General features: G+C 58.4%; 19 protein-coding genes and 4 tRNA genes. 17 read left to right on the top strand and 6 right to left on the bottom strand.

Annotation, left to right across the window (positions count from 1 at the left end; all coding sequences use genetic code 11):
- Window positions 1–93 precede the first annotated feature (93 nt).
- On the top strand, window positions 94–603 hold the full coding sequence (locus CAF77_RS08650) for a DUF1993 family protein (RefSeq protein WP_011335046.1): 510 nt from the start codon (window positions 94–96) through the stop codon (window positions 601–603).
- Window positions 604–668: 65 nt separating this feature from the next.
- On the opposite strand, the gene sstT is transcribed toward CAF77_RS08650, so the two are convergent.
- Window positions 669–1,901 carry a serine/threonine transporter SstT gene (sstT, locus tag CAF77_RS08645; RefSeq protein WP_041475589.1) on the bottom strand — a complete coding sequence of 411 codons (1,233 nt, stop codon included), beginning with the start codon at window positions 1,899–1,901 and terminating at the stop codon, window positions 669–671.
- 338 nt (window positions 1,902–2,239) lie between these two features.
- Here sstT and CAF77_RS08640 point away from each other — a divergent pair, with 338 nt between their 5' ends.
- Window positions 2,240–3,400, top strand: a complete 1,161-nt coding sequence (locus tag CAF77_RS08640; protein ID WP_011335044.1) for an MFS transporter — start codon at window positions 2,240–2,242, stop codon at window positions 3,398–3,400.
- Here the strand turns inward: CAF77_RS08640 and nhaR are convergent.
- Window positions 3,397–4,296 (bottom strand): transcriptional activator NhaR, encoded by a 900-nt coding sequence (gene nhaR / locus CAF77_RS08635; protein ID WP_007951569.1) that lies wholly within the window; start codon window positions 4,294–4,296, stop codon window positions 3,397–3,399. The two genes, CAF77_RS08640 and nhaR, sit on opposite strands and share 4 nt — an antisense overlap.
- Before the next feature lie 145 nt (window positions 4,297–4,441).
- Here nhaR and CAF77_RS08630 point away from each other — a divergent pair, with 145 nt between their 5' ends.
- Both CAF77_RS08630 and CAF77_RS08625 read left to right on the top strand, forming a co-directional pair.
- The gene (locus tag CAF77_RS08630) at window positions 4,442–4,681 is read left to right on the top strand and encodes a hypothetical protein (RefSeq protein ID WP_039767627.1); all 240 of its coding nucleotides are present in this window, start codon (window positions 4,442–4,444) and stop codon (window positions 4,679–4,681) included.
- 29 nt (window positions 4,682–4,710) lie between these two features.
- Window positions 4,711–5,460 (top strand): TerC family protein, encoded by a 750-nt coding sequence (locus CAF77_RS08625; RefSeq protein ID WP_011335043.1) that lies wholly within the window; start codon window positions 4,711–4,713, stop codon window positions 5,458–5,460.
- Window positions 5,461–5,534: 74 nt separating this feature from the next.
- Here the strand turns inward: CAF77_RS08625 and CAF77_RS29335 are convergent, their stop codons facing one another.
- On the bottom strand, window positions 5,535–5,690 hold the full coding sequence (locus CAF77_RS29335) for a hypothetical protein (RefSeq protein WP_170928935.1): 156 nt from the start codon (window positions 5,688–5,690) through the stop codon (window positions 5,535–5,537).
- A 243-nt stretch (window positions 5,691–5,933) separates the two neighbouring features.
- Between CAF77_RS29335 and CAF77_RS08620 the strand changes: the two genes are divergently transcribed.
- The 3 genes from CAF77_RS08620 to CAF77_RS08610 all read left to right on the top strand — a co-directional run bounded on the left by CAF77_RS08620 (window position 5,934) and on the right by CAF77_RS08610 (window position 7,125).
- The gene (locus tag CAF77_RS08620; protein WP_064380822.1) at window positions 5,934–6,605 is read left to right on the top strand and encodes a peptidase C39 family protein; all 672 of its coding nucleotides are present in this window, start codon (window positions 5,934–5,936) and stop codon (window positions 6,603–6,605) included.
- A gap of 94 nt (window positions 6,606–6,699) precedes the next feature.
- Window positions 6,700–6,906: a DUF6021 family protein gene (locus CAF77_RS08615; protein WP_064380821.1), complete on the top strand. Its 207-nt coding sequence runs from the start codon at window positions 6,700–6,702 to the stop codon at window positions 6,904–6,906.
- Between the two features lie 12 nt (window positions 6,907–6,918).
- A complete protein-coding gene (locus CAF77_RS08610) occupies window positions 6,919–7,125 on the top strand; it encodes a hypothetical protein (RefSeq protein ID WP_011335040.1) in 207 nt (68 codons plus the stop codon).
- Window positions 7,126–7,177: 52 nt separating this feature from the next.
- Here the strand turns inward: CAF77_RS08610 and pbpG are convergent, their stop codons facing one another.
- Together pbpG and folD are read right to left on the bottom strand one after the other, a co-directional pair.
- On the bottom strand, window positions 7,178–8,314 hold the full coding sequence (pbpG, locus tag CAF77_RS08605) for a D-alanyl-D-alanine endopeptidase (protein WP_139831577.1): 1,137 nt from the start codon (window positions 8,312–8,314) through the stop codon (window positions 7,178–7,180).
- Window positions 8,315–8,345: 31 nt separating this feature from the next.
- Entirely contained in the window at window positions 8,346–9,200 is an 855-nt protein-coding gene (gene folD, locus CAF77_RS08600) for a bifunctional methylenetetrahydrofolate dehydrogenase/methenyltetrahydrofolate cyclohydrolase FolD (RefSeq protein WP_011335038.1), read from the bottom strand.
- Between the two features lie 274 nt (window positions 9,201–9,474).
- Here folD and CAF77_RS08595 point away from each other — a divergent pair.
- From CAF77_RS08595 to CAF77_RS08550, 10 genes are all read left to right on the top strand, one after another.
- A tRNA-Arg gene (locus tag CAF77_RS08595) sits at window positions 9,475–9,551 on the top strand.
- Between the two features lie 32 nt (window positions 9,552–9,583).
- Window positions 9,584–9,659 (top strand) — tRNA-His (locus CAF77_RS08590).
- Window positions 9,660–9,717: 58 nt separating this feature from the next.
- Window positions 9,718–9,802, top strand: a tRNA-Leu gene (locus CAF77_RS08585).
- A gap of 76 nt (window positions 9,803–9,878) precedes the next feature.
- Window positions 9,879–9,954, top strand: a tRNA-His gene (locus tag CAF77_RS08580).
- A 400-nt stretch (window positions 9,955–10,354) separates the two neighbouring features.
- Entirely contained in the window at window positions 10,355–11,665 is a 1,311-nt protein-coding gene (gene tig / locus CAF77_RS08575; RefSeq protein WP_064380817.1) for a trigger factor, read from the top strand.
- Between the two features lie 92 nt (window positions 11,666–11,757).
- The gene (gene clpP, locus CAF77_RS08570; RefSeq protein WP_007951559.1) at window positions 11,758–12,393 is read left to right on the top strand and encodes an ATP-dependent Clp endopeptidase proteolytic subunit ClpP; all 636 of its coding nucleotides are present in this window, start codon (window positions 11,758–11,760) and stop codon (window positions 12,391–12,393) included.
- Between the two features lie 113 nt (window positions 12,394–12,506).
- Window positions 12,507–13,790, top strand: a complete 1,284-nt coding sequence (gene clpX, locus CAF77_RS08565; RefSeq protein ID WP_007951558.1) for an ATP-dependent Clp protease ATP-binding subunit ClpX — start codon at window positions 12,507–12,509, stop codon at window positions 13,788–13,790.
- Window positions 13,791–13,953: 163 nt separating this feature from the next.
- Window positions 13,954–16,350: an endopeptidase La gene (gene lon, locus CAF77_RS08560; protein ID WP_064380816.1), complete on the top strand. Its 2,397-nt coding sequence runs from the start codon at window positions 13,954–13,956 to the stop codon at window positions 16,348–16,350.
- Between the two features lie 148 nt (window positions 16,351–16,498).
- Window positions 16,499–16,771 carry an HU family DNA-binding protein gene (locus CAF77_RS08555; protein WP_002552737.1) on the top strand — a complete coding sequence of 91 codons (273 nt, stop codon included), beginning with the start codon at window positions 16,499–16,501 and terminating at the stop codon, window positions 16,769–16,771.
- A 231-nt stretch (window positions 16,772–17,002) separates the two neighbouring features.
- A complete protein-coding gene (locus CAF77_RS08550; protein ID WP_064380813.1) occupies window positions 17,003–18,874 on the top strand; it encodes a SurA N-terminal domain-containing protein in 1,872 nt (623 codons plus the stop codon).
- A 60-nt stretch (window positions 18,875–18,934) separates the two neighbouring features.
- Here the strand turns inward: CAF77_RS08550 and CAF77_RS08545 are convergent, their stop codons facing one another.
- The gene (locus tag CAF77_RS08545) at window positions 18,935–20,140 is read right to left on the bottom strand and encodes an MFS transporter (protein WP_064380810.1); all 1,206 of its coding nucleotides are present in this window, start codon (window positions 20,138–20,140) and stop codon (window positions 18,935–18,937) included.
- Window positions 20,141–20,194 lie beyond the last annotated feature (54 nt).

Below are 20,194 nucleotides of genomic sequence, written 5' to 3'. Positions count from 1 at the left end.
CTAATCCTTGCTGGATAAAAGACAAGCCGCGCCGCCATGCGAGCATGGCTATAATCGCCCCCACGATTCAACCAGCCACCACGTGAGACTGCCATGACCATTTCCCTGTACGCCGCATCCGTCCCGGTTTTCCAACAAATGCTCAACGCCCTGAGCGATGTGCTGAAAAAGGCTGAAGCCCACGCCACCGAGAAAAACATCGACCCGAACGCGTTCCTGCAAGCGCGTCTGTACCCGGACATGTTTCCGCTGGTGCGTCAGGTGCAGATCGCCGTGGACTTCGCCAAGGGCGTGTCCTCGCGTCTGGCCGAAATCGAAATCCCGAAATATGACGACACCGAAACCACCTTCGCCGAGCTGCAAGCGCTGATCGCCAAGGTTCTGGCCTTCATCGGCGAGATCAAGCCAGAGCAGATCAATGGCAAGGAAGGCATCGAGATCGTGACTCGCCCGGGCACCCCGAAAGAGAAGCGCTTCAGCGGCCAGGCTTATCTGCTGAGTTACGGCCTGCCGCAGTTCTTCTTCCACGTCACCACCACCTACGCCCTGCTGCGTCACAACGGTGTGGAAGTGGGCAAGCGCGATTACATGGGCGCGTTCTAAAACGTTCTGCAACAAAAAGCCCGCCAAGGTTTGCGCCTTGGCGGGCTTTTTGTTGCGCCGGGCTTTTACGCCGGACGCTGGGCTTTCTGCTCTTCGCCCAGGCACGCGGCGGCGGTGAACAGCACGTCGGTGGAGGAGTTCAGCGCCGTCTCGGCCGAATCCTGCAGCACGCCGATGATGAAGCCGACTGCCACCACCTGCATGGCGATTTCGCTCGGGATGCCAAACAGGCTGCAGGCCAGCGGAATCAGCAGCAGCGAGCCACCGGCCACACCCGAAGCACCGCAGGCACAGATCGCCGCGACGACGCTGAGCAAAATCGCGGTCGGGATGTCCACCGCAATGCCCAGGGTGTGCACGGCCGCGAGGCTCAGTACGGTGATGGTGATCGCCGCACCCGCCATGTTGATGGTGGCGCCGAGCGGGATCGATACCGAGTAGGTGTCTTCATGCAGGCCCAGACGCTTGCTCAATTCCAGGTTGACCGGAATGTTCGCCGCCGAGCTGCGGGTGAAGAACGCGGTGATGCCGCTTTCGCGCAGGCACTGAAGTGTCAGTGGATAAGGGTTGCGACGCAGCTTCCAGAACACGATCAGCGGATTCATCACCAGCGCCACGAACAGCATGCAGCCGAGCAGCACTGCCAGCAGATGCGCATAACCGATCAATGCACCAAACCCGGAGGTGGCCAGGGTCGATGCCACCAGGCCGAAAATACCCAGCGGCGCAAAACGGATCACGACCCGGACAATCACTGTCACGCCGTTGGACAGATCACCCAGCACTTCGCGGGTAGTGTCGCCCGCGTGCCGGATCGCCACGCCCATGCCGATGGCCCAGGCCAGAATGCCGATGAAGTTGGCGTTCATCAGTGCGCTCACCGGGTTGTCGACCACGCTCAGCAACAGGCTTTGCAGCACTTCACTGATGCCGCCCGGCGCGCTTACGGCGATGTTGTCGGTGGACAGCACCAGATGCGACGGGAACATCATGCTGGCAATCACCGCGACCACGGCGGCGGCGAAGGTGCCCAGCAGATACAGGAACAGGATCGGCCGGATGTGGGTTTCCTGACCGTGCTTGTGGTTGGCGATCGAGGCCATGACCAGCACGAACACCAGGATCGGCGCCACGGCTTTCAGTGCCGAGACGAACACCTTGCCGATGAAGGCCGTGCCTTTGGCCGCTTCCGGCGCGAACAGCGCGAGGGCGATGCCGGCAATCAGGCCGATAAGGATCTGGGTGACCAGGCTGAGGCTTTTGAGGCGTTGCAATAGAGAAGGGGATGAAGCGGTCATGAACGGCATCTCTGTTTTTTTATAGGGTGCAAGGTTGCGCAATCCGGGCGTTGAATCGGGGGCAGGCCACAGACACGAACCGAAAGGACTGACGCGCCAACCACGCCGTTAAACGGGTGGCTGAACAGGGTGTACGTTTTGCAGGGCGCGGACTTTATCACAGGGTCATCCGATTCCTTCAGGCCTGTGACGATCTGCCACCGGATCCATCTACAAGTTAGACAGGTTTGTGCAAGTCACTCGGGAAACACTCTGTTAAGATTGCGCATCCTTATTTTCAAGTTCTGCCAGCGGGCCCTCGGGTCAACGCTGGTGTCGTCGTTTTGCTGGAGTTCCTCATGCTGTTGCCCATCCTTCTGTTGTCTGCCGCCGGGTTCACGGTGCTGACCACGGAGTTCGTCATTGTCGGCCTGCTGCCGGCGATTGCTCGCGACCTGGCTGTCACCATCCCGCAGGCCGGGTTGCTGGTGACTCTATTCGCTTTCACCGTGGCGATGTTCGGTCCTTTCTTGACCGCGTATTTCGCCCGCTTCGAGCGCCGCAAGCTGTTCATCACCATCCTGATCATGTTCGGTCTGGCCAATACCGTGGCCGCGTTGGCGCCGAACATCTGGGTCATGGCCATCGCCCGGCTGATCCCGGCGCTGGGGTTGCCGGTGTTCTGGGCGCTGGCCAGCGAAACGGCGGTGGATATCGTCGGCCCGGACTACGCCGGTCGCGCGATCGCCAAGATCGGCTTCGGCATTGTCTGCGCCACCGTGTTCGGAATTCCGGTTGGTACGCTGATTTCCGATGCGTTCGGCTGGCGCAGCGCGTTTGCCATTCTGGCGGTGATCGCGTTCGCCAAGGCGCTGCTGCTGTTTGTCTACCTGCCGAAAACCAGCCTGCACCAGCATCAGGTCAGTTTCGCTTCGCAGTTCAAGATCCTGCGCAGCCCGCTGATGCTGGGTCATGTACTGCTGTCGATCCTGGTGTTCAGCGGCATGTTCACCGCTTACACCTATCTGGCGGACATCCTTGAGCGTCTGGCTGGCTTCAATGGCACCGTGGTCGGCTGGTGCCTGATGGGCTTTGGCGCGGTCGGTCTGATCGGCAACTCGTTGGGTGGTCGCGCGGTGGATCGTCATCCGCTGATGGCGTCGGTGATGTTCTGCGCGTTCATGATCCCCGGGATGGTGGCGCTGGTGCCGAACATCAATTCGTCGCTGGGTCTGGCGGCGGCGATGGGCATCTGGGGCGTGACCCAGGCGGCGCTGTTCCTGGTCAGCCATGTGCGTTTGATGAAAGCCGCACCGGAAGCGCCGGCCTTCGCCGCGTCGCTGAACATCGCCGGGGCCAACCTCGGGATTGGTCTGGGCGCGATCATTGGCGGTCGAGTGATCGACAGCGCCGGTCTGGGCTTTGTGGGCTTCGCCGCCGCCGGGTTCATTCTGCTGTCGATTTTCCTCGCCATGGTGCTGATGGTGCTCAAGCCGCGCGACGCCTGTGCGCCGGCTTAAAAGGCTGTAAACAGCTCGCGTCGGGCACCTTCGGTAATCGCTTTGATACCGGGGTGCTTGACCTTGCGCTCCACCGAGATCGCGTAGAACGACTCGCTCACCGCATCGGTCTGGCCGATCAACTCGACGCCGTACTGGCGCTTCACCTCATCGGCAATCACGCTCGGGCCGATGAAAATCCCGCTGCCGGACTGGCCGAACGCCTGCATCAGGGCACTGTCATCGAACTCCCCGACAATCCTCGGCTGAATCTGCTGCTCGGCGAACCAGCGCTGTAAACGACTGCGCACCACGGTTTCCGCGCCGGGGATCAACAGCGGCGCACCGTGGAGGCTGCGCGGGAAATCCTGACCGTATTGCGCCGCCAGTTCTGCGGTGGCGAAAAAGCTGATCCCGCATTCCCCGAGTTTCTGGCTGTAGCCCTTGATGTCCAGGTGCGAGGGCATCGGGCTGTCGGAGATCACCAGGTCCAGGCGCTGGATTGCCAGGTCCGCCAGTAACCTTTCGAGTTTGTCTTCGCGGCAGGTGATGCGCAGTGGCTCGCTCAATTCCATGGTCGGCGCGATCAGGCGATAGACGATGGATTTGGGCACCACGTCCGCCACGCCCACCCGGAACAGGATTTGCTGTTCGTTGGGCTGGGCGCGCAGCATCAACTCCAGTTCGCCGCCGAGCTGGAACATCTGCTCGGCGTAGGGCAGGGCCTGGCGCCCGGCCTCGGTGAGCTCCAGTTGCCGGCCGACCCGTTGAAACAACTCGATACCGTAGGTCTGTTCGAGCAGGGAAATCTGCCCGCTGATGGTTTGTGGCGTCAGATTCAGCTGCTCGCAGGCGCGCACGATGCTGCCGGTCTTGGCCACCACCCAGAAGTAGTGCAGTTGTCGGTAATTGAGCATGGGTTCGCTCCGTCCAATACAGTTCGTATAAATCGAAGTATAGCCGCTAAAAATACGAATTTTCCTGAAGTGTTTGTCTCCCTAGAATGCCCAGCCATCGACGGCCGGTCTGTACGGCGCTGTCTGTTCTATCGAGGGAAGCATCATGAAACTGAAAACTACGGCGTTATTGATCGCGTCTTTACTGGTACTGGCCGGTTGCGATCAGGCCGAAAAGAGCGCCCAGCAACTGATGGGGCAGGCGGCTGAAGCGGCCAAGCAAGCCATCGATGACACGCACAAAGCCGCCGAGCAGGCGCTCAGCGATGCCACCGGCAATCTGATCAGCAAGAAAGAACCGAAAGACGACGAAGAAAAATCCGAATCGTCCTCCCAGGAAATCTAAACCGTCTTACACAGAGTCAGGACTGACCCATGGAATATCTGTTAGAACTCGCTTCCAGCCCGACCGCCTGGATTGCCTTGGCCACATTGGTGGTGATGGAGATCGTACTCGGCATCGATAACCTGATCTTCATCTCGATCCTGACCAACAAGCTGCCCGAGCAGTACCGGCAGAAAGCCCGTCGTCTGGGGATCGGCATGGCGCTGATCATGCGTCTGGCCTTGTTGAGCACCATCGCGTTCATCGTTCAGTTGACCGCGCCGGTCATCGAAATCCTCGGCCAGGCGTTCTCCTGGAAGGACATGATCCTGATTGCCGGTGGCCTGTTCCTGGTGTGGAAGGCGACGACCGAAATCCATCACAGCATGGACCCGGCGCCGGAAGATCCGAAGACCGCGACGTCGACGGTGACCCTGGGTTTTGCAGCCGCCATTGGGCAGATCCTGATGCTGGACATGGTGTTCTCGATCGACAGCATCATTACCGCGGTCGGCATGACCGAACACTTGCCGATCATGGTGATTGCAGTGGTTGTCTCGGTGCTGGTGATGTTGTTTGCAGCTGATCCGCTGGCCAAGTTCATCAATGACAACCCGACGGTGGTGATGCTGGCGCTGGGCTTCCTGATCATGATCGGCATGACGCTGATTGCAGAGGGCTTCGGCGCCCACGTACCGAAAGGTTATGTGTATGCCGCCATGGCGTTCTCGGCTGCGATTGAAGTGCTGAACATGATGTCGCGCCGCGCCAAGCAGAAGAAGCTGACTGCCGAAGCGTAATCGCTGGAAAACCAAAGGCCGCCTGAACTCGCGAGAGTCCAGGCGGCCTTTTTGTTTTTGTTGGTTGCAGAGCGTCAGTGCGCGGTGGCGTGGCGGGCGTCGTGTTTCTCGATCTTCCTGGTCGGTGCAGGTTGAACCGGGTGGTGATGGCGGCGGGAAATCCGCAACACGCCCCACAGCATGGCGGCGGCAACGGCCAGCCAGCCGGCGATCAGCATTACGATGGTCATGGTCAGGCTCATCTGTGCCTCGTCTTTGCCCTGCGTCGGGCTAACGCTCTTTGGCTCTTATCTGACTGACAGTCTAGTCGCTGGTGTGTTTCAGGCTATTGACCAAAGGTCGGTGGTGATCAATCAGTTCGCTCTATGCAGCTCTGGCATCTGCCGCTTTGGGCTATACCGCAACGTTGCGCCGTCCTATGATCCTCGACCAAGCCGGAACACGATGACCGGTAACTGATCAAGAGAGTGATGATGGTGCAGCTATTTTCCCGGATTCGCGCAGCGCTGCTGGTGGCCGGTTGCGTGACAGCATTGGTGGGGTGTGCGGGCAGTGTGGCGCCGGAGGTCAAGCGCCTGCCGGAACGTGTCGAGCTCAGCGGCACCTTCTACCGCGGTGAGGCCTATCAAAGCGGGCCACAGGTGCTGGCCAGTCTGCTGTCGCAGCAGGGCATCGTGATCACGCCGGGGCTGTTGGAAAAACCGCTGCACTTGCCGGGCGCCGAGGACAAGTTGCAACAGAATCTGCAGAGCCTGGCGCGTGAATACGGCATGGTCGTGTATCCGCTGGACAGCAATCTGCCGGCGCTGCTGACTCAGGTGGCGGCCGGGTACCCGGTGATGGTGCGTTTCAGTGAGGGCTCGGCGTTTTGGGCGGAGCCGCGTTACGCGATCCTGTCCGGCTATGATCGTCTGAAGCAGAAAGTGCTGCTGCGCGCCGGGATGAATCGCCGTGAATTGATGAGCTTCAGCTCGTTTGAGTCGGCCCTGGAAAAATCCGGCGGCTGGGCGGTGTTGATTCAGAAGCCGACGCAGATTCCGGTGGCGGTCGATCAACAGCGCTGGCTCAAGGCTGCCGACGCACTGGCGCAAGCCGGGCAGGAGCGGGAAGCGGCGCAGGCGAGGAAGGCGCTGGCGGCGCATTGAGGTTCCGTTCGTCGCTTGTCGGGCACCCTGGCGGGGGACGCGCTTCTGAACTGTAGCGTCCCGTGTTTTACGGGCCTGGTATCAGGAGATGAACATGGCAATTCCAAATTCACCCAGTGGGCCGCATTCTTCCGAGCATGGCAGTGGCGACGACCTGGGTTTCGATCCGGACTCGCCTGATCTGGACGATCCGCAAGTCGATCCCATTGGCCCGGCAAAGGCGCCGAAGGATGTGCAGCCAGGCGATGATCCAAAGCGTCCGGCCAAGCCTTATGACCCCTTGGCTGATCTCAAGCCTTGAAGCGAGGTGCGTATGAGTACCGATTCGAGTTTCGACGACCACAAGCCTGACAGTGTGCCCACTACCCCCGAGCCGGATGTCGATCCGGTGCTGGATCCGGACAGCCCCCTGCGCGATCCGCTCGCGCGTCCAGCGGTGGTAACGCCAGAGCATGCGCGCGACCCGAGTGCCGGTGATGGTATTCCCGATGACGACAAGATGCCGTTGCCCAACGACTGAGTGCATAAACGAAAAAGCCCCGACGAGTCGGGGCTTTTTCATGGGTGACGGATTATTTGGAGGCTTCGATCACGCCGCTCTGGCGACTCTTGAGGTTTTTGTCGGCCTTGTATTGCTGGGCCACCGCCGGGACGCTGGCGCTCTTGCCGGTTTCCACCCAGCTGCGAATGCGGCTGGCATCGGCGAAATGGGTGTATTTGCCGAACGCATCGAGAATCACCAGGGCGACCGGACGGTTGGCCATGCGGGTCACCAGCACCAGGCAATGACCGGCAGGGTTGGTGAAACCGGTCTTGGTGATGCGGATATCCCAGTCGGCCTTGTTGACCAGGTGATCGGTGTTACGGAAACCCAGGGTGTAATTGGGTTTGCGGAACGAGACGGTCTTTTCCTTGGTGGTGGTCAGCTCAATAAGCAATGGTTGTTTGTGGGCGGCCACCAGCAACTTGCTCAAGTCGCGGGCAGTGGAGACATTACGCTCCGACAAACCGGTGGGTTCGACAAAATGCGTGCTGGTCATGCCCAGCGCCTTGGCCTTGGCGTTCATCGCTGCGATGAATGCCGCGTAACCGCCCGGATAGTGGTGGGCCAGGCTGGCGGCGGCGCGGTTTTCCGAGGACATCAAGGCAATCAGCAGCATCTCTCGGCGGGGCAGTTCGCTTCGCAGTTTGACGCGAGAAAATACACCTTTCATTTCCGGGGTATGGCTGATGTCGACGTCAATCCATTCGTCCATGTTCTGGTGGGCTTCGACCACTACCAAGCCAGTCATCAACTTGCTCACGGAAGCGATGGGTACCACCACGTCCGGATTGCTGGAATAGATGACTTTGTTGGTCTGCAGATCCATCAGCAGGGCGCTGCCAGACGCAATCTTCAGTTGCGAGGCGTCTCGGGGGGCAGCGGTGGTTTCGGCGGCGTTGACCGTGGGCGTGAGGAGTGTGCCTGAAAATGCAAAAACCAGGCTCAGGATGGACAGACGAATATTCACGCGGGCGAACTCATGAAGGTTGGAAATGCCGTTCTTTGTAACGGGCTGTGTCGTAAAAACGACGCATTGTAGGAGTATGGTTGAAGAACTGTCGATGGTTGTCCGCAAGGCATGAAAAAGTCGTGAAAAGCCCTGTAAAAATAGGGGTTTCCGGCGAACGGTAAAGGTTTTTTCGAGGGCATGAAAAACCCCGCACAAGGCGGGGTTCCCGGAGCATGGAAAACACGACTCAGGCGTGCAGGGTTTCTGCCGCGTAGAGGGTGTTTTCCAGCAGGCAAGCGCGGGTCATCGGACCGACGCCACCCGGCACCGGAGTGATCCAGCCGGCGCGGGGCAGGGCGGTTTCGTACACCACGTCACCGACCAGTTTGCCGTCTTCCTGGCGGTTGATGCCGACGTCGATCACGATCGCGCCTTCCTTGATCCACTCGCCCTTGACCAGGCCCGGCTTGCCGGCGGCCACGACCACCAGGTCAGCGCGGCCGACGTGGCCGGCCAGGTCCTTGGTGAAGCGGTGAGTCACGGTCACGGTGCAACCGGCCAGCAGCAGTTCCATCGCCATCGGGCGACCGACGATGTTGGACGCGCCGACAACCACGGCGTCCATTCCGTACAGATCGGCACCGGTGCTTTCCAGCAGGGTCATGATGCCCTTCGGGGTGCACGGGCGCAGCAATGGAATGCGCTGGGCCAGACGGCCGACGTTATAAGGATGGAAACCGTCGACGTCCTTGTCCGGGCGGATGCGTTCCAGCAGTTTGGAAGCGTCCAGGTGCTCTGGCAGAGGAAGTTGAAGCAGAACGCCGTCGATTGCCGGGTCGTCGTTCAGTCGATCGATCAGATCGGTCAGCGCTTCTTGAGTGGTTTCGGAAGGCAGGTCGTACGCTTGAGAGAGGAAGCCGACCTCTTCACAGTCTTTACGCTTGTGCGAGACATAAACCTGAGAGGCAGGATCGCTGCCGACCAGGATCACCGCGAGGCCTGGCGTGCGCAGACCTTGCTGGCGACGTTCGGCAACCCGTTGGGCGATCTGCTGGCGCAGGCTGGCGGCGATCGATTTGCCGTCGATTAGTTGTGCAGTCATTGCGCGTGATTAACCATCGAGAGGGGAAAAAAAGAGAACGCATTCTCGCATGTCAAACGGTGAGGGCAAAGGCGCTTGGTCAGCAAATTCCCCTAAGCCCTTTAATTAAATGAATTTTTTTTAAAAAGGATTTGACGACCCTCGGGTCGCTCTATACTATTCGTCGCACTTGTCGGGCACAGCCTAGCACTGGTTAAGAAGGTCGAGCGAAATCAACGTTTTGCAAGGCTGGAAAGCACTTAGTTTGTAGTCCTCCAAGGGTACAGCTAACAAGGCGCCCGTAGCTCAGCTGGATAGAGCATCCGCCTTCTAAGCGGATGGTCGCAGGTTCGAGTCCTGCCGGGTGCGCCATTAGGCAGCATTGGCACAAGTAACGCGATATGGTGGGCGTAGCTCAGTTGGTAGAGCACGGGATTGTGACTCCCGTTGTCGTGGGTTCGATCCCCATCGTCCACCCCATATTTCGAAAGGCGCCAGATGTAACAGTCTGGCGCCTTTGCTTTAAAAAGCTTCATCTGCGGATGTGGTGGAATTGGTAGACACACTGGATTTAGGTTCCAGCGCCGCGAGGCGTAAGAGTTCGAGTCTCTTCATCCGCACCAATCAAAGCTTCATTCATGCCGTTGGCCGGGTGAAGTTCTACAAAGAAGTTGTTTGGCTTCTTTGGCACGCAATATGGTGGGCGTAGCTCAGTTGGTAGAGCACGGGATTGTGACTCCCGTTGTCGTGGGTTCGATCCCCATCGTCCACCCCATATTCCGAAAGGCGCCAGATTTAACAGTCTGGCGCCTTTTTTGTTTTACGGTTTCGGATTTTGGCGGCTGCAGGTTTCGGGTCGCCGGGCAGGGCGCTTCGTCGTATCAATGTTACTCGATGATGCTGCGCTGCCTGCCAACCTTGCTTGCAAGGTCGACTGTCAGGGAGATGATTCAACCGCCTCTATATATAGAAGAGGTTGGCGCAGAGCTCTGGCTTGAATTGGCTGTATTTGCTAACAGGGCGAGGCGCAACCGTTTGTCCCCGCCTTCAAATGGCCTGCTGTTTTTTTACCCGTTTTCAGTAGGGTGACTTCTTGAGTTTGACCTACTAGAATGCTTGCCCTTGATTCTTGGGTCGGAAACGGCCGGCTAACGTCTGTGCAACGAGGAATATCCATGCAAGTTTCTGTTGAAAATACTACTGCTCTTGAGCGCCGCATGAGCGTCACTGTGCCGGCTTCGCAACTTGAGAGCCAGGTCAACAACCGTCTGCAGCAGACTGCCAAAAAGGCCAAGATTGCTGGCTTCCGCCCAGGCAAAGTGCCTATGAGCGAAATCAAGCGTCGTTTCGGTCAAGAAGCAGAGCGCGATGCTGTAGGCGACCTCATTCAAAAGTCTTTTTATGAGGCTGTGGTTGAGCAGAAGCTGAACCCGGCTGGCTCGCCATCGATCGAGCCCAAATCGATCGAAGCTGGCAAGGATCTGGAATACGTAGCCGTATTCGAAGTGTTCCCCGAGTTCACCGTTGCCGGCTTCGAAGGCATCACCGTCGAGCGTCTGAGCGCTGAAGTGGCTGACGCCGATCTGGACAAGATGCTGGACATCCTGCGCAAGCAGAACACCCGTTTCGAAGTGGCCGATCGCGCTGCCCAGAACGAAGACCAGCTGAACATCGATTTCGTTGGCAAGGTTGACGGCGAAGTATTCGCTGGCGGTTCCGCCAAGGGCACTCAGCTGGTACTGGGTTCCGGCCGCATGATCCCAGGCTTCGAAGAAGGCCTGGTCGGCGCTAAAGCCGGCGAAGAGCGCGTTCTGAACCTGACCTTCCCAGAGGACTATCAGAACCTGGACCTGGCTGGCAAAACCGCCGAGTTCACCGTGACTGTAAACACCGTTTCCGAGCCAAAACTGCCTGAGCTGAACGAAGAGTTCTTCGCTCAATTCGGTATCAAGGAAAGCGGCATCGACGGTTTCCGCACCGAAGTTCGCAAGAACATGGAGCGTGAACTGCGTCAGGCGATCAAATCCAAGGTCAAGAATCAGGTAATGGACGGTCTGCTGGCCACCAACCCGATCGAAGTGCCTAAGGCTCTGCTGTCCAACGAAGTTGACCGTCTGCGCGTGCAGGCTGTTCAGCAGTTCGGTGGCAACATCAAGCCTGACCAACTGCCGGCCGAGCTGTTCGAAGAACAAGCCAAGCGTCGCGTTGTCCTGGGTCTGATCGTGGCTGAAGTGGTCAAGCAGTTCGACCTGAAGCCAGACGAAGCCCGCGTTCGCGAAATGATTCAGGAAATGGCTTCGGCTTACCAAGAGCCTGAGCAGGTCGTGTCCTGGTACTACAAGAACGAGCAGCAACTGAACGAAGTTCGTTCGGTTGTGCTGGAAGAACAAGTTGTGGATACTGTTCTGCAGAAAGCTAGCGTGACCGACAAATCGGTCTCTTACGAAGAAGCGGTCAAGCCGGTAGAAGCTCCAAAAGCCGACTGATTGTTTTTGCGTTAGAAGCACACACCATAAGCCAGCCTTCGAGCTGGCTTATGCGTATTCAAGACATGACTATTTGGGAGTGACTGCAGAGCATGTTCCGTAATTCCTATATTCAGCAGAACTCTGATATCCAGGCCGCCGGCGGCCTGGTCCCGATGGTTGTCGAGCAATCTGCTCGTGGCGAGCGCGCCTATGACATTTACTCGCGTCTTCTCAAGGAGCGAGTAATCTTTCTGGTTGGGCCGGTAGAGGATTACATGGCCAACCTGATTTGTGCGCAATTGCTGTTCCTTGAAGCGGAAAACCCGGACAAGGACATCCATCTTTATATCAACTCCCCGGGCGGTTCGGTGACAGCGGGTATGTCGATCTACGACACCATGCAGTTCATCAAGCCAAACGTATCGACGACCTGTATCGGTCAGGCGTGCAGCATGGGCGCATTCCTGCTGACGGCCGGTGCACCTGGCAAGCGTTTCTGCCTGCCGAACTCGCGCGTGATGATTCACCAGCCGCTGGGCGGTTTCCAGGGGCAGGCGTCGGACATCGAGATCCATGCCAAGGAAATCCTCTTCATCCGCGAGCGTCTCAACACGCTGATGGCCAAGCACAGCGGTCGTACGCTTGAAGAAATCGAGCGCGACACCAACCGCGACAACTTCATGAGTGCAGAAGCTGCGAAGGAATACGGTCTGATCGACGAAGTGATCAACCAGCGCCCAGCTTAAAAATAAGCAACTCAAAATAGGCTTGGTCGGCGCGTCTGATCAGCGGCGGGCTTGAAAAAGCCCGCAATAGCCTTCATCTTGTGTTGCAAGCCTATCGGATTTGGATCGAACGAATGACTGACACCCGCAACGGCGAGGACAACGGCAAGCTGCTCTATTGCTCCTTCTGTGGCAAAAGCCAGCATGAAGTGCGCAAATTGATTGCCGGCCCCTCGGTCTTTATCTGCGACGAGTGCGTCGACCTGTGCAATGACATCATCCGCGAGGAGGTGCAGGAAGCACAGGCCGAAAGCAGCGCGCATAAATTGCCTTCGCCTAAAGAAATCAGCGGCATCCTTGATCAATATGTCATTGGTCAGGAACGTGCCAAGAAGGTTCTGGCGGTAGCGGTATACAACCACTACAAGCGTCTGAACCAGCGTGACAAAAAGGCTGACGACGTCGAACTCGGCAAGAGCAACATCCTGCTGATCGGCCCGACCGGCTCCGGTAAAACCCTGCTGGCCGAAACTCTGGCCCGCTTGCTGAACGTTCCGTTCACTATCGCCGACGCAACCACCCTCACGGAGGCGGGTTACGTGGGTGAAGACGTCGAGAACATTATTCAGAAGCTGTTGCAGAAGTGCGATTACGACGTAGAGAAGGCCCAGATGGGTATTGTCTACATCGACGAAATCGACAAGATTTCGCGCAAGTCCGACAACCCGTCGATCACCCGGGACGTTTCCGGTGAAGGCGTGCAGCAGGCCTTGCTCAAACTGATCGAAGGCACGGTCGCTTCCGTTCCGCCGCAAGGTGGCCGCAAGCATCCGCAACAGGAATTCCTTCAGGTTGATACCCGTAACATCTTGTTCATCTGCGGTGGCGCATTCTCCGGTCTGGAGAAGGTCATTCAGAACCGTTCCACCAAGGGTGGCATCGGTTTCAACGCAGAAGTGCGCAGCAAGGAAGAAGGCAAGAAAGTCGGTGAATCCCTGCGTGAAGTCGAGCCTGACGATCTGGTCAAGTTCGGTCTGATCCCGGAATTCGTCGGTCGTCTGCCGGTTCTCGCGACGCTGGACGAGCTGGATGAGGCTGCTTTGATGCAGATTCTCACCGAGCCGAAAAACGCGCTGACCAAACAGTATGCCAAGCTGTTCGAGATGGAAGGCGTGGATCTGGAATTCCGTTCCGACGCGCTGAAATCGGTCGCCAAGCGTGCCCTGGAGCGCAAAACCGGTGCCCGTGGCCTGCGTTCGATTCTCGAAGGTGTGCTGCTCGACACGATGTATGAAATCCCCTCACAGTCCGAGGTGAGCAAAGTCGTGATCGATGAAAGCGTGATCGAAGGCAAGTCCAAGCCACTGTATATCTATGAAAACAGTGAGCCGGCTGCCAAGGCTGCGCCGGACGCGTAAGCGCCCGGTCTGCCGGAACAAGGAAGGGGCCTTCGGGCCTCTTTTTTTTTATGTCGTTTTTTACATCCGCTTTGCGCTTGTTTTTTTTCAAGTCAGCCCCCATCTTGGTTTCAAGTTTAATTCCATCTGATTACGGCCGTATGGCCGCCGTAGAGGCGAAATCATGAAGACCACCATCGAATTGCCTCTCCTGCCATTGCGTGATGTCGTTGTGTATCCGCACATGGTTATCCCGCTGTTCGTGGGGCGCGAGAAATCCATCGAAGCCCTCGAGGCCGCGATGACGGGCGACAAGCAGATCCTGCTGCTGGCCCAGAGAAATCCGGCTGACGACGATCCCGGTGAAGAAGCTCTCTATCGCGTAGGTACTATCGCCACTGTTTTGCAGTTGCTGAAGCTGCCGGACGGCACCGTCAAGGTTCTGGTCGAGGGCGAGCAGCGTGGTGCTGTGGAGCGCTTCAGCGAAGTTGATGGCCACTGCCGTGCTGAAGTGTCGCTGATCGACGAATTCGATGCCGCCGAGCGCGAATCGGAAGTGTTCGTGCGCAGCCTGCTGTCGCAGTTCGAACAATATGTGCAGTTGGGCAAGAAAGTCCCCGCTGAAGTCCTGTCGTCGCTTAACAGCATCGACGAGCCTGGCCGACTGGTAGATACCATGGCCGCGCACATGGCGCTGAAGATCGAGCAGAAGCAGGAAATCCTCGAAATCATCGATTTGTCGGCCCGGGTCGAGCACGTTCTCGCCTTGCTGGACGCCGAGATCGACCTGCTGCAAGTTGAAAAACGCATTCGTGGCCGCGTCAAAAAGCAAATGGAGCGCAGTCAGCGCGAGTACTACCTGAATGAGCAGATGAAGGCCATTCAGAAAGAGCTCGGCGACAGCGACGAAGGTCACAACGAAATCGAAGACCTGAAAAAGCGTATCGACGCTGCCGGTCTGCCAAAAGATGCCCTGGCCAAGGCCACTGCCGAGTTGAACAAGCTCAAGCAAATGTCGCCGATGTCCGCTGAAGCCACCGTGGTGCGCTCGTACATCGACTGGCTGGTTCAGGTGCCGTGGAAGGCTCAGAGCAAGGTGCGTCTGGACCTGGCCCGGGCCGAAGACATTCTCGACGCCGATCACTACGGCCTGGAAGAGGTCAAGGAACGCATCCTTGAATACCTCGCCGTGCAGAAACGCGTGAAGAAAATTCGTGGCCCGGTGTTGTGCCTGGTCGGTCCTCCGGGCGTGGGTAAAACCTCGCTGGCCGAGTCGATCGCCCATGCCACCAACCGCAAATTCGTGCGCATGGCCCTCGGTGGCGTGCGTGATGAAGCGGAAATCCGTGGTCACCGTCGGACTTACATCGGTTCGATGCCAGGAAGATTGATTCAAAAGATGACAAAAGTGGGTGTGCGCAACCCGCTGTTCCTGCTCGATGAAATCGACAAAATGGGCAGCGACATGCGTGGCGACCCGGCGTCGGCGTTGCTGGAAGTGCTCGATCCGGAGCAGAACCATAACTTCAACGACCACTATCTGGAAGTCGATTACGACCTCTCGGATGTGATGTTCCTGTGCACCTCGAACTCGATGAACATTCCGCCGGCGCTGCTGGACCGGATGGAAGTCATCCGTCTGCCGGGCTACACCGAAGACGAGAAGATCAACATCGCGGTCAAGTACCTGTCGCCGAAACAGATTGCAGCCAACGGCCTGAAGAAGGGCGAGCTGGAATTCGACGAAGAAGCGATCCGCGACATTATCCGTTACTACACCCGCGAAGCCGGTGTGCGTGGCCTCGAGCGGCAGATTGCCAAGGTCTGCCGCAAGGCGGTCAAAGAGCACGCGCTGGAAAAACGCTTCTCGGTAAAAGTGACAGCTGATCTGTTGGAGCATTTCCTCGGCGTTCGCAAGTTCCGCTACGGTCTGGCCGAGCAGCAGGATCAGATCGGTCAGGTGACCGGCCTGGCCTGGACTCAGGTGGGCGGCGAACTGCTGACCATCGAAGCCGCTGTGGTGCCGGGTAAAGGTCAACTGATCAAGACCGGTTCGCTGGGTGACGTAATGGTCGAATCGATCACTGCGGCTCTGACGGTGGTGCGCAGCCGTGCCAAGAGCCTGGGCATTCCCCTGGACTTTCACGAGAAGCGTGACACCCACATTCACATGCCGGAAGGCGCGACGCCAAAAGACGGCCCGAGCGCTGGTGTAGGCATGTGTACTGCGCTGGTGTCGGCGTTGACCGGTATTCCTGTGCGTGCCGATGTCGCCATGACCGGCGAGATCACCCTGCGTGGTCAAGTTCTCGCCATTGGTGGTCTGAAGGAAAAACTGCTGGCCGCTCACCGTGGCGGAATCAAGATCGTGATTATTCCGGAAGAGAACGTGCGTGATCTGAAGGAGATTCCTGACAATATCAAGCAGGATCTGCAGATCAAACCGGTTAAATGGATTGACGAGGTCCTGCAAATTGCGCTGCAATACGCGCCGGAGCCCTTGCCGGATGTGGCTCCGGAGATAGTTGCCAAGGACGAAAAACGTGAGTCTGACTCTAAGGAAAGAATTAGCACGCATTAATACGCTTTTGCCTGGGGGGCTTCCTTGACAGCTTTTTAGAGCCCTTGTTATAAAGCGGCTCTTAAGTGTCTGTAGGCCATTCAGCACTCGTTTTTGCTTTCACCAAAAAACTTAGAATCATACTCAAATAGATATAAGGGGACTTAGAGTGAACAAGTCGGAACTGATTGATGCTATCGCTGCATCCGCTGATATCCCGAAAGCTGCTGCTGGCCGTGCGCTGGACGCTGTAATCGAATCCGTCACTGGCGCTCTCAAGGCCGGCGACTCCGTTGTTCTGGTTGGTTTCGGTACTTTCTCCGTGACTGATCGTCCAGCTCGCATCGGTCGTAACCCACAGACCGGCAAGACTCTGGAAATCGCGGCAGCCAAAAAGCCAGGTTTCAAAGCCGGTAAAGCCCTGAAAGAAGCCGTCAACTAAGTTTGATTCAGGATTTTACCCATCCGGGTCGGGGTCATGCCTGACTTGGCAGCGGAGCGGTAGAGCAGGTAGTTGAAACAGTTGCCTGTCACACCGGGATCGAGGGTTCGAGCCCTGTCCGCTCCGCCAGTTACGAGAAGGCGCATCCTCGGATGCGCCTTTCTTCTATCCGGATTCTACCCACACTCCACGGTTGCCAAATTTTGAAGTTCAACCGTTTCTGGGGGACGCATGCTGCAGAATATCAGGGACAATTCACAAGGCTGGATTGCCAAGACCATTATCGGAGTCATCGTTGCACTGATGGCCCTGACCGGTTTCGACGCCATTTTCCAGGCCACGACTCACAAGAATGAGGCGGCCAAGGTCAACGGTGAAGAAATCAGCCAGAACGAGCTGAGCCAGGCGGTGGATATGCAACGCCGTCAGCTGATGCAACAACTGGGCAAGGATTTCGACGCTTCCTTGCTGGACGAAAAAATGCTGCGCGAATCGGCCCTCAAGGGTCTGATCGATCGCAAGCTGCTGCTGCAAGGCGCAGAACAATCGAAATTCGCTTTCTCCGAAGCGGCCCTGGACCAAGTGATCCTGCAGACGCCTGAATTCCAGGTCGACGGCAAGTTCAGCTCCGACCGTTTCGATCAGGTGATCCGTCAACTGGGCTACAGCCGCATGCAGTTCCGCCAGATGCTGGCTCAGGAAATGCTGATCGGCCAACTGCGCGCCGGTGTGGCGGGCAGCGGTTTCGTGACCGACGCTCAGGTGCTGGCCTTCGCCCGTCTGGAAAAACAGACCCGCGACTTCGCCACGCTGAACATCAAGGCTGACCCTTCGGCCGTGAAGCTGACCGATGACGAGGTCAAGGCTTACTACGACGAGCACGCCAAGGAATTCATGACCCCGGATCAAGTGGTCATCGATTACCTGGAATTGAAGAAGTCTTCGTTCTTCGATCAGGTCGCCGTCAAGGACGAAGACCTGCAGGCGGCGTATCAGAAAGAGATCGCCAACCTGTCGGAACAGCGTCGTGCGGCGCACATTCTGATCGAAGTCAACGACAAGACCACCGAGGCCCAGGCCAAGGCGAAGATCGAAGAAGTCCAGGCGCGTCTGGCCAAGGGCGAGAAATTCGAGGCGCTGGCCAAGGAGTTCTCGCAGGATCCGGGTTCGGCCAACAACGGCGGTGACCTCGGTTATGCCGGTCCTGGCGTTTACGATCCAGCCTTTGAGAAAGCCCTGTATTCGCTGAACAAGGATCAGGTTTCCGAGCCGGTTCGCACCGACTTCGGTTTCCATCTGATCAAGCTGCTGGGTGTCGAGGCGCCTGAAGTGCCGACCCTGGCCAGCCTGAAAGACAAGCTGACCCGCGAGCTGAAAACCCAGCAAGTCGAGCAGCGTTTCGTCGAGGCGACCAAGCAACTGGAAGACTCTTCGTTCGAAGCCTCCGACCTGGCCCAGCCAGCGCAGGATCTGAAACTGACCGTGCACACCTCCAAGCCGTTCGGCCGTGAAGGTGGCGAAGGCGTTGCAGCCAACCGTGCTGTAGTGACTGCCGCGTTCAGCACCGAAGTGCTGGAAGAGGGTGCCAACAGCACCGCCATCGAGCTGGATCCGGAAACCGTGATCGTGCTGCGCGCCAAGGAGCATCTGAAGCCTGCTCAATTGCCGCTGGAAAGCGTGGCCACCGCCATTCGCGCCCAGTTGACCAAAGAGCACGCCAGCGCGGCTGCCAAGACCAAGGCGGAGCAACTGATCGCCAGTCTGCGTGATGGCAAGACCCCGCTGGACAAGGCGGTGGATGGTCAGAGCTGGAAAGTCACTGAAGCGGCGAACCGCGCTCAGGAAGGCGTTGACCCGGCGGTGCTGCAAGCACTGTTCCGCATGCCTAAGCCGGCTGCCAAGGACAAGCCGACCTTCACCAGCGTGACGCTGGCGGATGGCAGCCTGACCATCGTGCGCCTGAACGGCGTGAACGAAGCAGCGGCTCCGACCGATGAAGAGAAAGCGCAATACCGTCGCTTCCTCGCATCGCGTGTGGGTCAGCAAGACTTCGCGGCGTACCGCAAGCAGCTGGAAGCCGAAGCCGACATCAAGCGTTTCTGATGCCTGGCTGAGCCGCAAGACCCGAGCCCCGGATGAAAATCCGGGGCTTTTTTGTGCGCGCTATCCCGCGTTCGGGAAGCCATGACTTCGGGCATTGACGGTCGCATGCAGAGTCAGCAGCAACAGACCTGCGACCAGCCACGGGTAACTCCCGACGCCCGGGTTGTTCAGCAACAGGCCTCCCGCAAGCCCGCCGCCGGCAATGCCGACATTCCACAGGGTCACCAGCATCGATTGCGCGGTATCGGCAGCCTCCCTGGCGGTTTTCGCCAGGGCCGTCTGCAACAGTGAGGGCATCGCGCCGAATGCCAGGCCCCAGACAGCGGTAGCGGTGTAGACCACTCCCGGCGATTCGCGCCATAGCCCCAGTGCGATCGCCGACAGCAGGAACAACAGGGTGCTGGCCAGTACCAGCTGACGCAGCCAGCGATCAATCAGGCTGCCGACGATCCATATGCTCAGTACCGATGCCAGACCGAAAACCAGAAGCACCCGGTCGATTTCTACGCCAAGTCCCGATGGCTCCAGAAATGGCGCGATATAGGTGTACAGAAGGTTGTGCGCGACGACGTAGGACAAAGTCACAAACAACACGGATCGCACGCCCGGCAAGGTAAACACCTGACGCAGTGGCAGGCGCTTTCCGGCGCGTTCACCGGCGAAGTCCGGTACTTGCCAACGCACCCAGATCACCAACAGCACGGTCAGCCCGGTCATGATCGCGAAGCTCAGGCGCCAGCCGACTGCCGTGCCCAGCAGCGTCCCGGCCGGAATGCCCAGCGACAGCGCAAGCGGCGCCCCGAGCATGGCCACCGTAATCGCCCGGCCTTGCAAGTGAGGTGTGACCATCCGGCTCGCGTACCCCGCCAGCAAAGCCCAGAGCAGCCCCGCGAACACGCCTGCGATCAAGCGTGCAATCAGGGTCAGCCAGTACAGCTCGGACAACGCAGTGATGCTGTTGGCGATGGCAAACCCGCTAATGGCCGCCAGCAACAGCGGGCGCCGACGCCAGCCCCGTGTGGCAATGGTGAGCGGAATCGCCGCCAGCATCGAACCGATGGCGTACAGCGTGACCAGTTGCCCGATCAGGGCTTGAGAGACATCAAGCCCCGCGCTCATTTGCGGCAGCAGGCCGGCGGGCATCGCCTCGGTCAGCACGGTGATGAACCCGGCGGTGGCGAGCGCTAGCAATGCGCCCAGCGGTAATCGTTCCGCGGGCTCGACCGTGCCGGCGAGCGAGGGGGAAGTGAGTGGCGCATCGTTCATGGGCGGGTTTCCATTTTGCCAAAGGAGACGAAGGCCATAGGTTAGGGCGCTGCA

Origin of the sequence: Pseudomonas sp. R15(2017) (assembly GCF_002112685.1) — a bacterium.
Classification (GTDB): Bacteria; Pseudomonadota; Gammaproteobacteria; order Pseudomonadales; family Pseudomonadaceae; genus Aquipseudomonas; species Aquipseudomonas glycinae.
This window is presented reverse-complemented; position numbering and strand designations above follow the sequence as displayed.